Annotated in this window: 8 protein-coding genes; 2 read left to right on the forward strand and 6 right to left on the reverse strand. The window is 66.8% G+C overall.

Annotation, left to right across the window (positions count from 1 at the left end):
- On the reverse strand, positions 1-2,124 hold a 2,124-nt coding region (locus tag MHZ91_RS25075; RefSeq protein ID WP_239216230.1), incomplete at its 3' end, for an ATP-dependent DNA helicase.
- Between the two features lie 174 nt (positions 2,125-2,298).
- Here MHZ91_RS25075 and tex point away from each other — a divergent pair.
- Entirely contained in the window at positions 2,299-4,674 is a 2,376-nt protein-coding gene (gene tex / locus MHZ91_RS25080; RefSeq protein ID WP_175184290.1) for an RNA-binding transcriptional accessory protein Tex, read from the forward strand.
- A gap of 348 nt (positions 4,675-5,022) precedes the next feature.
- Positions 5,023-5,529: a hypothetical protein gene (locus MHZ91_RS25085; RefSeq protein ID WP_239216231.1), complete on the forward strand. Its 507-nt coding sequence runs from the start codon at positions 5,023-5,025 to the stop codon at positions 5,527-5,529.
- Between the two features lie 57 nt (positions 5,530-5,586).
- Here the strand turns inward: MHZ91_RS25085 and MHZ91_RS25090 are convergent, their stop codons facing one another.
- The 5 genes from MHZ91_RS25090 to MHZ91_RS25110 form a co-directional block, all read right to left on the reverse strand.
- Positions 5,587-6,942, reverse strand: coding sequence for a tryptophan--tRNA ligase (locus tag MHZ91_RS25090; protein ID WP_239216232.1), 1,356 nt, complete (start codon positions 6,940-6,942; stop codon positions 5,587-5,589).
- 86 nt (positions 6,943-7,028) lie between these two features.
- The gene (locus MHZ91_RS25095; RefSeq protein ID WP_056567777.1) at positions 7,029-7,352 is read right to left on the reverse strand and encodes a DUF3325 domain-containing protein; all 324 of its coding nucleotides are present in this window, start codon (positions 7,350-7,352) and stop codon (positions 7,029-7,031) included.
- The gene (locus MHZ91_RS25100) at positions 7,349-9,064 is read right to left on the reverse strand and encodes a PepSY domain-containing protein (protein WP_239216233.1); all 1,716 of its coding nucleotides are present in this window, start codon (positions 9,062-9,064) and stop codon (positions 7,349-7,351) included. The genes MHZ91_RS25095 and MHZ91_RS25100 overlap by 4 nt, the downstream gene beginning before the upstream one ends.
- Positions 9,061-9,339: a DUF3649 domain-containing protein gene (locus MHZ91_RS25105; RefSeq protein WP_175122875.1), complete on the reverse strand. Its 279-nt coding sequence runs from the start codon at positions 9,337-9,339 to the stop codon at positions 9,061-9,063. Before MHZ91_RS25105 ends, MHZ91_RS25100 begins: the two co-directional genes overlap by 4 nt.
- 201 nt (positions 9,340-9,540) lie before the next feature.
- Positions 9,541-12,069, reverse strand: coding sequence for a TonB-dependent siderophore receptor (locus tag MHZ91_RS25110; protein WP_239216234.1), 2,529 nt, complete (start codon positions 12,067-12,069; stop codon positions 9,541-9,543).
- Positions 12,070-12,135: the final 66 nt, after the last annotated feature.

Consider the following 12,135-nt stretch of genomic DNA (forward strand, 5'->3'; position numbering starts at 1 on the left):
CCCCCCCCCCCCCCCCCCCCCCCCCCCCCCGAGCGACGCGTCGTCCGGTCCGCGTTTACGCCGGTAGAACGCCAGCACCTCTTCCAGTTCGCGTGTGCGCGCAAACGGCGGCAGGCCGCGCCACAGGCGCTTGCCGTACGGCTTTTCCACCAGCCGCGCGTCGCCCACCATCAGCACGCCCCAATCGGATTCGGTACGGATAAGCCGGCCCGCGCCCTGCTTGAGCGAGATCGCGGCTTCGGGCAACTGGTATTCGGCAAACGGATTGCCGCCCTGCGCCCGGCAGGCGCGCAGGCGGGCCTCGATGACGGGATCGTCCGGCGGCGCGAACGGCAGCTTGTCGATCGCCACCAGCGTCAGCACGTCGCCCGGCAGGTCGATGCCTTCCCAGAAGCTGGCGCTGCCGACCAGCACCGGATGCTTGAGCTTGCAGAAGCGGTCCAGCAGATCGCGGCGAGTGCCCTCGCCCTGCTTGAGCAGCGGCCAGTCATGACCCGCGTCGTCGAAGGCGTCGGCCAGCAGGTTGGCAACCTTGTCGACGGCGCGCAGCGTCGTACAGAGCACCAGCGTGCCGCCCGGGCTGGCCTCAAGCAGCGGCATCAGCGTCTGGACGAACCGTTCCAGGAATTGGGGCGATTGCGGTTCAGGCATGCCGCGCGGCACGAACAGCAGCGCTTGCTCGGGGTAGTCGAACGGCGACTCCCATTTGCCGGTGCGGGCGGTATCCAGGCCGAGCTGGCTGGTGAAGTGCGTGAATTCGCCGTTGATCGACAGCGTGGCCGAGGTCATGATCCAGGCCTGGCCGGGCTTGCGGAACTTGGAGAACGCCTGCGCCACGGACAGCGGCGCCGAATGCAGCCGCACGTGATGCAGGCCGTGTTCGACCCAGCGCACGGCCGGGCCCGTCCATTGTTCGGCCTGCGCGGCGCCTTCAAGCAATGCCGCGGGCGTGGACGGACCGTCGCCCAGCGGGCTCTGTACGGGGGCCTGATCGTCGCGGCCCCAGCCTTCGTCGTCGTGCGCGCCGCTGCTGCGCCCGGGCGTGGCCCAGCGCTTGAGCTTGACCGAAATCTCCGCGCCCATGCGCGCAGCCGCGAGCAGATCCGGATGCTTTTCGGCGACGGCGCCCAGCGCCTTGGTGGCGCTGTCGATGGCTTCGCGCAGCGACAGCAGCGCCTCGTCGAATTCCTCGGGGTTGGGGATGGCCTCGAATGTGGCCTTGCGCCCCGGCATCTTGTCGAGCGGCGCACAGACCAGCCGCAACTCGCGCGCGGCGGTTTCGATGTGACGGCTGACGTCGCTCCATTTAGCGGCTTCGCGCGCATAGGCCAGCCCCGCGACTTCCAGCGCGCGGCCGAAGTCCATCAACTGGTGCGTGGATACGCTGCTGCCCAGAAAGCGCGTGGCGGTGTCCGGCAATTGATGGGCTTCGTCGAAGATGACGGTGTCGGCTTCAGGCAGGAGGTCCGTGACGCCCTCTTCGCGCAGCATCAAGTCCGCCATGAAGAGCGCATGGTTGACCACGACGACGTCGGCTTCCTGCGCCTGGCGGCGCGCCTTGACGACAAAGCAATCGCGGATGCGCGGGCATTCCTGGCCCAGGCAGTTCTCGCGGGTGGACGTGACGCGTTGCCAGATGTCGGCGTCTTCGGGCACCTGCGCGAGGTCGCTGCGGTCGCCCGTTTTGGAGATGCCTGCGAACACCTGGATCTGGCGCAGCTGCTGGATTTCGGAGCGGGACTTGAGCGCGCGCTCGTCGCCCTGAAGGCGTTCGAGGTGGTAATGGCACACGTAGTTGCCGCGGCCCTTGAGCAGCGCGGCCGTGACGGGTGCAGCCAGCGCGGCGCGCACGCGCGGCAGATCGCGCGCGAAAAGCTGGTCTTGCAGCGTGCGTGTGCCGGTGGAAATGAGCACCTTGCCGCCCTGGATGAAGGCGGGTACAAGATAGGCCCAGGTCTTGCCGATGCCGGTGCCGGCTTCGGCCACGAGCGTGGCGCGGTCCTGGATGGCCTGGCCAATGGCCTGCGACAGTTCCACCTGCGATGGACGCGGCTTGTAGCCGGGCAAGGCCGTGGCCAGCGGCCCGTCCTCGTCAAAGAATTCGGATATGTCCAGGTCCAGCATTACAGCAGCCTAATGTAGGGCCCCAAATGATACCCGCTGGCGCGCCGGTTTCCTGCTTGCGGCCTGCCGCAATGCCCTTGGCAGAGGGACGGATCAGTCACTTCGGCCACGTTCCGTAACAACGGCTTATGGCACAATCCGCCCCTCGTTTTCCCTTTTTGCCGTCGTATAGAGATGTCTGAAACTTCCACTATCACGAACGTCGCCACCGGCGTCGACAACGCCCGCATCGTCGCTCAGCTCGCCACCGAGTTGGGCGCCCGCGCCTCCCAGATCGCTGCGGCGGTGGAACTGCTGGATGACGGCGCCACCGTGCCCTTCATCGCCCGCTACCGCAAGGAAGCGACCGGCGGCCTGGACGACACCGTGCTGCGCAACCTGGAAGTCCGTCTGGGCTACCTGCGCGAGCTCGAAGAACGCCGCGGCGCCATCCTGGAATCCATTTCGCAGCAAGGCAAGCTGACGCCCGAGCTGCAGCAGGAAATCGCCACGGCCGACACCAAGCAGCGCCTGGAAGACCTGTACGCGCCCTACAAACCAAAGCGCCGCACGCGCGCCCAGATCGCCCGCGAAGCCGGCCTCGAACCGCTGGCCGACGCCATCCTGGCCGATCCCGCCTGCGATCCCGCCGCGCTGGCCGCGCAATACCTCAATCCCGAAGCCGCCATCAACGACGCCAAGGCGGCGCTCGATGGCGCGCGCGACATCCTGGCCGAACGCTACGCCGAAAACGCCGACCTGCTGGCCGACATGCGCGAGCACCTGTGGTCCACCGGCCTGGTGTACTCCAAGATGATCGAGGGCAAGGAAACCGAAGGCGCCAACTTCCGCGACTGGTTCGACTTCAACGAGCCGCTGCGCACCCTGCCCTCGCACCGCATCCTGGCGCTGCTGCGCGGCCGCCAGCAAGGCGTGCTCGAGCTGCGCCTTGGCCTGGAAGCCGACCTCGAAGCCCAGACGCCGCATCCGTGCGTGGCCCGTATCGCCAACTTCCTGAAGCTCGGCAACGGCCTGTTCGCACTGGACGCCACGCCGCGCGCGCGCTGGCTGGGCGAAGTCTGCCGCTGGACCTGGCGCGTCAAACTCCTGACCGCATTCGAAAGCGAACTGATCGGCCGCCTGCGCGAAAGCGGCGAAGCCGAGGCCATTCGCGTGTTCGCCGCCAACCTGAAAGACCTGCTGCTGGCCGCGCCGGCCGGCCCCAAGGCCGTGCTGGGTCTGGACCCCGGCATCCGCACGGGCTGCAAGGTCGCCGTCATCGACAAGACCGGCAAGGTCGTCGACACCACCACCGTGTACCCGTTCGAACCGCGCCGCGACCGCGAAGGCACGATCAACACGCTGGCCGCGCTGGTGGCGCGCCACAACGTGGACCTGATCGCCATCGGCAACGGCACGGCTTCGCGTGAAAGCGAAAAGCTCGTCGGCGACATGATGGAGCGCTTCCCCGACCTGAAGGTCACCCGCGTCGTCGTTTCCGAAGCGGGCGCGTCGGTGTATTCGGCCTCCGAAATCGCCGCCCAGGAATTCCCCGACCTCGACGTGACGCTGCGCGGCGCCGTGTCCATTGCCCGCCGCCTGCAGGATCCGCTGGCCGAACTGGTCAAGATCGATCCCAAGGCCATCGGCGTGGGCCAGTACCAGCACGACGTCAACCAGCGCGAACTGGCGCGCTCGCTGGACGCCGTGGTCGAAGACTGCGTGAACGCGGTGGGCGTGGACGTGAACACGGCGTCGGCCGCGCTGCTGGCCCGCGTGTCCGGCCTGAACTCGCTGCTGGCCAAGAACATCGTCTCTTTCCGCGACGAAAACGGCGCGTTCCCCACGCGCGAGGTCCTGCGCAAGGTTCCGCGCTTTGGCGAGAAGGCATTCGAACAGGCTGCCGGCTTCCTGCGTATCCCCAACGGCGACAACCCGCTGGACGCGTCGTCGGTCCACCCCGAAGCCTACCCGGTGGTCGAGCGCATCGTGGCCAAGATCAAGGCAGAAGTGAAGCAGATCATCGGCCAGCGCGAAGCCCTGAAGGGCGTGTCGCCGTCGGACTTTACCGATGAGCGCTTCGGCCTGCCGACCGTCAAGGACATCTTCGCCGAACTCGAAAAGCCCGGCCGCGATCCGCGCCCGGAGTTCAAGACGGCGCAGTTCAAGGAAGGCGTGGAAACGCTGAACGACCTGTACCCGGGCATGGTGCTGGAAGGCGTGGTGACCAACGTGGCCAACTTCGGCGCGTTCGTCGACATCGGCGTGCACCAGGACGGACTGGTCCACATCTCGGCGCTGGCCGAGAAGTTCGTGAAGGATCCGCGCGACGTGGTGCGCGTCGGCCAGACGGTCAGCGTCAAGGTGCTGGAAGTGGACGCCGCGCGCAAGCGCGTGGCGCTCACCATGCGCTTGAACGACACCGCCGCGCCCGCCCGCCGCAGCGCCGATGCGCCCAAGGGCGGTGATCGCCCACGCCGTCAGGGCGATGGCGGCCGCAACGCAGGCGGCGGCGCAGCAGCGTCGATGAACAGCGCCATGGCCGACGCCTTTGCCAAGTTGAAGCGCTGATCCGCTGATCCCTCGGCATCCCTGCTTTACCGAAATCCCGGCGCCCGAGGCGCCGGGATTTTCTTTTGGGCAGCCCCTTCAAATCACCTTCAGTCGCCCCTGCAACCTAGGGGCTTACCCCTAGATCACTCGCTTTTGTTGCGCTCCCGCAATTCGGCACCACAGAAATAAGTGAAAATATCTAATTGTGTCTAAATAATAAAAACCGGCATGACGCTGTCTATCACGAAAGCGTTCACCGGCGACACAAGCACCCGCGGTCAGGCGAGCTACTGCGCGAAGCGCCTGTCGGGGAGCAGCATCAGAACAAGAGCGCGCCCCCCTGATAGCCCGGAGATCCGTTCCGTCATGCTCAGCACCATTACGCTCGCCGCAAACGAAACCGCAACCATCACCGACAAGGACGCCACGGCAAGCGGCGTCTACGGCGACGTGACGTTGGGTCAGTATTCGCATCTGATCGTCGACAGCGCCGACCTCACCTTCAAGCACGTCACACTCGAACGCCTGGGCAGCCGGGTCATCGAACTGCGCAATGGCGCGCAACTGCATGTGGGCGCGCTGGGATTTGCCAGCATGGGCGCCAGCATCGTCTACCGCATCGGCATCGGCTGCGTGATCACCTACGACGCCAGCCAATGGGATCCCGAAGTCGTGGCCAACACCACGTTCGACTTCGCCAGCGAGGGCAGCGGCACGCTGAAGTATTTTCCGTTCATCAATCCGCAATGGCTGGACTGTCCCCACGTCACGGGCTATTCGGACGGTGACCAGCTTGAAATCGCGGGGCAAGGCCGCGTGCAGCGCTTTCAGGTGCGCGACGGACGCATCGTCGCCAGCGCACGCCTGAACTGAATGCAAAACGGCGCGGATTGCCCGCGCCGTCTTTGTCCATCCGCTACCCGCTACCGGTTATTCCTGCGCCAGCGACAGCAGCGCTTCGCGCGTGCGCGCGATGCCCGCAGCCGGTTCGCCCTGCACGCCTTCGGGCGCGGTGGCGACCGTCTCACCGTCGATCACCACCGCATAGCCCTGGGCATGTGCCTGCAGGACGCTGTCGGCGGGTTCGGACTGCAGGCGGCGCATCAGTGCGCCCGCTTCCTTGGGATCGGCGAAGCGCTGCGACAGCAACAGTTCCTCGCCATCGGCCGCCAGCAGGCGGAAGCGGAAGCCGCCGTCTTCGTCGCGGAAGCTGACGAATCGCGCCCCCTTGGACTTTTCCTTCTTGCCCTGGGCGCCCTTGCCCGCCGTAGCGGCGGCGCCCAACGTGCGCAGGCCCACGGCCTCGCGCAGTTCCTGCATGAACGGCACGGCAAGCTTGCGCGCCTTGGCGGCGCCCGCCTGCAGGATGTCTTCGATGCGGCCCGGGTTGGCCATCAGATCGACGTACTTTTCGCGCATCGGGGCCAGCAGGTTTTCCAGGTGCTCGAACAGCGCCTGCTTGGCATCGCCCCAGCCCATGCCGGCCTCGAGCTGCTGGCGGAACGCCGCCGATTGCTCGGACGTGGCAAACGCGCGGTACAGCGTGTACAGATGGGACGATTCGGCGTCCTTGGGTTCGCCCGGCTCGCGCGAGTCAGTCACGATGCGCATCACCGAGGCGCGCAATGCGCTTTTGCCGCCTTCGAAAAGCGGAATCGTGTTGTTGTAGCTCTTGGACATCTTGCGGCCGTCCAGCCCGGGCAGCGTCGCCACATCTTCTTCGATGACCACCTCCGGCAGCGAGAAATACTCGCGGCCATACAGATGATTGAAGCGCTGCGCGATGTCACGCGCCATTTCCAGATGCTGAATCTGGTCGCGGCCCACGGGCACCTTGTTGGCGTTGAACATGACGATGTCCGCAGCCATCAGGATCGGGTACGAAAACAGCCCCATGGTGATGCCGTCGTCCGGATCCACGTTCTTGGCCACGTTCTGGTCCACCGAGGCCTTGTAGGCATGCGCCCGGTTCATCAGGCCCTTGGCGGTCACGCAGGTCAGCAGCCAGCTCAGTTCGGGGATCTCGGGGATGTCCGACTGGCGGTAGAACGTCACGCGCTCGGGGTCCAGGCCCACCGCCAGCCACGTGGCGGCGATCTCAAGACGCGAGCGCGCCACGCGCGCCGGGTCGTCGCATTTGATGAGCGCGTGGTAGTCCGCCAGGAAGAAGAATGCGTCCACGCCGGGCTGCGTGCTGGCCTGCACCGCCGGACGGATCGCGCCCGCGTAGTTGCCGAGATGGGGAGTTCCAGTCGTGGTGATGCCGGTAAGGACGCGGGTGTTCATGAGGCGAGAAGGCGGTTGCTAGGGGAAGCCCTGAGTGTAACGTGCCGCAGCCCGGCCCCGCCCCGGAAAGACTCGAGGCCCCGTGTTTACAGCACCGCCAGCACTGGCGCCGCCAGCGCGCACAGGCCGCCCGCGGTCAGCGCGGCGCGCGGCCGGAAGGTCAGGAACCAGATCAGCAGCAAACCGGCGATGCTGAGGATGCCGATCCATTCGACCGTGCCGTAACTCCAGCCCCAGACCGCCGCCGATGCCCACAACGACAGCGCCAGCGACGCCCAGCCGAACAGCCGCAGCGGCAGCCGATGGCGGCGCGGCAAGGCGCGGTCGAACAGGTCTTCGTAGTGACGGTCCATGCCCAGGCACAGGGCGGAAAACCCTGCATAGGCCAGGCAGAAGGCGGCAAGCGTCATGGCGTATCACCTCGCGGTTCAAAAGCGGTCCGGTGCACGGCGGCCGGGACGGCGGGTTCGTGGGCGGGGGCTGGGGCGGTTGTCGGGATATGGGCAGTGGCGGCGACGGCGGCCTTGACCGCTTCGTTGCGCGCGGCGCGCGGCTTGCCCGCCGTTCTGGCGGGCGCCTTGCGGGCGCGGGCGGCCTTCACCGCCATCCAGGCAAAGAAAAGGGCGCTGGCCAGGCACGTCAGGTCAAAGCCCGCCATCACCCAGTCGCCCTGCGGCAGGGAAACGCCCAGGTGCCGGTCGGTGGTCAGCGCATTGACCACGGGCACCAGCGCCAGCGCGGCGGCGGCGATGGCAAGCAGGTCCTGCCACTTGCGCCGCTGGAACAGAAACGCGTAGACCAGCGACAGCCCCCAGGCCATGAAGAAGGCGCGCACTTCCCAGACCTGGCGGCCGGGCATGTCGGCCGGCAGGAGCCGGTTGGCCAGGAACACCGCCGCCACGCCGAACACGACGCCCGCGATGGTGCCCGCATTCAGGCCATCGACCAGACGCAGCGAGAAGGCTTCCCGCGCGTCGCCCTGCCGCGCCTTCTGACGGCGCTTGGCGATCCACAGCACGAGGCCTGTGGCCACCATGGCCGTGCCGGCCAGGCTGACGATGAAATAGAACCAGCGCAGCAGCGGTTCGGCGAACAGGCCCAGGTGCAGGCCGGTGATGACGCCCGTGGTCACGACGGTGGCGCTGTGATCGTCCTCGGCCTCCTGCAGCGCGCCCGTCACCCCGTCAAAGCGCATGAAGGGCGCCAGCAGCCCGTACGACACGCCGTCACCCACGTTGCGCACCAGCGTGATGGTGGCGCCCGCATCGCCGGGGTTGTTGACGGTCACCCGCCCGAGGCGGCCCTGCCAATGCTGCTGGGCCTGTTCCACCAGCGGCGCGATGTCGACCAGCGGCGCCGGCTGGTTCTGCGGCGGCGTAATCTTGTTGGCCTTGAAGACCTCGCTCGTGAACTGGCGCGGATTGTCGTACACGGCCTGGATGCCCGCCGGCATCAGCATCACCATGAACAGCACCAGGCCGCTGAAGGTGATCATCAGGTGAAACGGCAGACCCAGCACGGACAGCACGTTGTGGCCGTCCATCCAGGCGCGCTGCCCGCCCTTGCCCGGCCGGAAGGTGAAGAAGTCCGCGAATATCTTCTTGTGCGTGATGATGCCGCTGATGATCGCCACCAGCATGAACATGCCCGCGATGCTGGCCAGCCAGCGCCCCCACGGAAACGCGGTCTCCAGTTCGAAATGGAAGCGGTAGAAGAAGTCGCCGCCGCGCGTCTGGCGCGCCGTCACGGGCTCGCCGGTGGCCGCATCCAGCTTGACGCGCACGAACCCGCGTTCGCCCGGCTTGGGCTTGGGCGTCTGGTACAGCAACTGGATGAGGGGCTCGCGATCCGAGGGCGGCGTGATGAACCAGCGCTTGGCGTCCGGCGCGTGTTCCGCCAGATAGCGCTGCGCCGTGGCAACGGCCTGCACTGCCGGCGCCGGCTGCGCTTGAACCTCAGGTTGCATCCAGCGCGTGATCTCGGGCCGGAAGAAGGCCAGCGAGCCGGTCAGGAACATGGCAAACAGCACCCAGCCGAAGATCAGGCCGGCCCACGTGTGCAGCCAGGACATGGACTGACGAATGCCCTCTTCGCCGGGATGCTTGTGCTTGGCCGCCTTCATGCCGCCACCAGCCGATGAGCCAGGAATAAACCGCCCAGCAGCGCGGCCGGGCCCAGGATGCCGGCCCAGGCGCGCCAGGCGCTGCGCGTGGCGAACACCCAGATCACGCCGCAGGCGTAGACCACGAAGGACAGCATCTGCGCCGCGGTCACGGCGTCGGCGCGCCCCATGGGCAGCCAGACCGCCAGACAGGCAGCCGCCGCCGAAGCCAGGGCGTAGCCGCCCAGGATGGCGGCCGTCGCGCGAGAGAAAACGGCCATTCTGTAGCGCATCATGCCTGCGCCGGCTGCGGGAGCTTTCACGGGAGTTCTAGGTGGTGGCGGGTCCGTGGCGGACCCGGGGTGGGGACGGGGTTTCCGAGCTTATCCGCCTTTCCCTGTATAAGGCCTGAATTATAACGATTCTCGTTAAGTCAGGAACGGCAGTCTCGGACCAAAGAAAAGGCGGCTCGCCGGGGAGCCGCCTTTTGGCGCTGCTTACCAGCGATACCGCAAGCTGGCCTTGATGGAGCGCTGGTAGCCGAACCAGCACCACGATTCGCCGGAGCACGACGCGATGTACTCCTTGTCGAACAGGTTCTGCACGTTCAGCGCCACCTGCATGCCCTTGAGCGCGGGCGAGGCGCGGCCCAGGTCGTAGTCCAGCATCAGGTCCACCAGCGTGACCTTCGGCACCTTCAGCGTGTTGGCTTCGTTCGCATAGGACGATCCGATGTAGCGCACGCCACCACCAACGCCCAGGCCGGCCAGCGGCCCTTCCTGAAGCTGGTAGCGCGCCCACGCCGACGCCTGTTGCGACGGCAGCGCGGCCGGGGTCTTGCCGGTCAAGTCGAAGCCGGCCGCATTGGGATAGGCCTTGGTGTACTCGTTGTTCATGATCGAGTACGCGGCAATCAGCGACAGTCCGCGCATCGGCTCGGTCTTGGCTTCGAGCTCGATGCCCTGCGTGCGCAGCTCGCCCGCCTGGATCGAGCAGCGGCCGCCGGCCGTGCCGCACACGTGCGTCGGATCCGGATCGGTGGTCGTCATGTTCTCGCGGCGGATGTCGAACGCCGCGAACGTGAGCAACGTGGCCGAACCCGGCGGCTGGTACTTGATGCCCACCTCGTACTGCTTGCCCTCGATCGGCTTGAACGGCGTGTTGTTCCACCCCGTGCCCGACTGCGGCTCGAAGGATTCCGAATAGCTGAAGTACGGCGCCACGCCATTGTCGAAGTTGTAGATGGCGCCGATCCGGCCCGAAAAGGCTTCTGCGTTCAACTTGGACGGAGTGACACGGCCGGAAGCGATGGCGGTCGTTTCACCCACGTTGCGCGACCAGTCGTAGCGCCCGCCCAAAAGGAACGACAGACGGTCGATCTTGATCTGGTCCTGAAAGTACACGCCCGTCTGGTACTGCGTGGTGGACGCGTCGCTGGAGAACGCCGGCACCGGAATGTTCTGGAAATTGTCCGGGTTTTTCACGTACAGCGGGGGCGCCGAGCCAAAGCCCGACAGCGTGTCGGTCTTGACGTGCTGATAGTCAAAGCCCACCAGCACGTTGTGGCCGATCTTGCCCGTGTTGAACCGCGCCTGCAGGTTGTTGTCGATCGTCAGCGCGCCAACGTCCACGTCCGTCGCGATGGAGGCGCGCTGGTGATACAGGTAGGTCGGGTCGGTGTATCCGTAATAGTTGGTCATCGCGCCGTAGACGCTACGGTACTTGGCGTCCGAATGCGTCCAGCGCAGGCTTTGCGACGCCTTGAAGGTGTCGTTGAAGCGATGGTCCAGGATGTAGCCCAGCGAATAGCTCTTGCGGTCGCTCTTTTCGAAATTGGCGTCGCCATCGTAGTAATCGGCCGGCAGACGGAAACCGTCGGGCGCGCGCAGCAGCGTGCGCATCGCCGGCACGGCGCCGTACGAGCCCATGTCGGGATCGTGCTGGAAGTTGGTCAGGATGGTCAGCGACGTGTCCGCATTGGGTTTGTACGCGAACGCCGGCGACACAAAGTAGCGGCGCTCCTTGGTGTCCTGAACCTGGCCGTCAGACATGTAGCCCGAGCCCACCAGGCGGTACAGGTATTTGCCCTCTTCGTCGATGGGGCCGCCGAAATCGAAGTTGGCGCGGCGGAAGTCGTAGTTGCCGACCTGCAACTCCACTTCGCGCAGCGGCTCTTCCAGCGGACGCTTGCTGACCTGGTTCACCACGCCGCCCGGGCCGCCCTGCCCGTACATCACCGACGCCGGGCCCTTCAAGACGTCGACGCGCTCGAGGCGGAAGGCGTCGATCTGCGGCAGCGCATCGCGGCCGCCGAACACACGCAGCCCGTCCAGATAGGTGGACGCCGAGAAGCCGCGCACGTTGAACTGGTCCAGGCGGGTCGCCGTGGCGCCGCGGGACTCGGTGGCAACGCCCGCCGTGTAGCGCAGCACCTGGTTCAGCGTCTGCGCGCCCTGCTCGGTGATCTGTTCGCGCGTGACCACGGACACCGACTGCGGCGTCTCGATCAGCGGGATGTCGGTCTTGGTGGCGCTGGCGCTGGCGGTGGCCACATAGCCCACCGTGGGCGCAAAGGCGCTGTCCGACATGCCCGTCACCGTCACCGGCGCGAGCGTGTGCGTGTCGCCCGTGGAGACCGGCGCGGGCGCCAGCGTCCAGGTGTTGCCCGACTGCGCGCGCGCCTGCAGGCCGCTGCCCGCCAGGATGCGCGAGAAGCCCGCGCCCACCGTGTAAGAACCATTCAACCCATCCGAACGCCGGCCGCGCACCAGCGCCGGGTCGAACGACAGCACCACCCCGGCACTGCGAGCGAACTGGGTCAGCGCGTCGGCCAGCGGCCCTGCGGGAATCTCGTAGCTGCGCTGGCCATTGGCGGTGGCCGAAGCGCCTGCCGCAGACGCCGGCTGCGCCCAAGCCGCCGGCGCACCGGCAAACAGCGCCCCGGCGCAGGTCGCAGCCAGCACGGCTTTACGGCCGGCGGTCATCGGTGTGCGCAGGCGCGGGTGGATTGAAGCGGACACAAACATCTCCCTGTACGGTGGTTTCTTTCTGCTTTCCGTACGGGGATGCAAAACCTGCAATGCGCCGGCAAG

Source organism: Achromobacter sp. ACRQX (assembly GCF_022346505.1).
Taxonomy (GTDB): domain Bacteria; phylum Pseudomonadota; class Gammaproteobacteria; order Burkholderiales; family Burkholderiaceae_B; genus Achromobacter; species Achromobacter animicus.

Bases quoted from the DNA above. Each gene is read 5' to 3' on its own strand.
- MHZ91_RS25090 (WP_239216232.1), bottom strand. From the start codon at position 6,942: ATGAACACCCGCGTCCTTACCGGCATCACCACGACTGGAACTCCCCAT.
- MHZ91_RS25100 (WP_239216233.1), bottom strand. From the start codon at position 9,064: ATGAAGGCGGCCAAGCACAAGCATCCCGGCGAAGAGGGCATTCGTCAG.
- MHZ91_RS25095 (WP_056567777.1), bottom strand. From the start codon at position 7,352: ATGACGCTTGCCGCCTTCTGCCTGGCCTATGCAGGGTTTTCCGCCCTG.
- MHZ91_RS25085 (WP_239216231.1), top strand. From the start codon at position 5,023: ATGCTCAGCACCATTACGCTCGCCGCAAACGAAACCGCAACCATCACC.
- MHZ91_RS25110 (WP_239216234.1), bottom strand. From the start codon at position 12,069: ATGTTTGTGTCCGCTTCAATCCACCCGCGCCTGCGCACACCGATGACC.
- tex (WP_175184290.1), top strand. From the start codon at position 2,299: ATGTCTGAAACTTCCACTATCACGAACGTCGCCACCGGCGTCGACAAC.
- MHZ91_RS25105 (WP_175122875.1), bottom strand. From the start codon at position 9,339: ATGATGCGCTACAGAATGGCCGTTTTCTCTCGCGCGACGGCCGCCATC.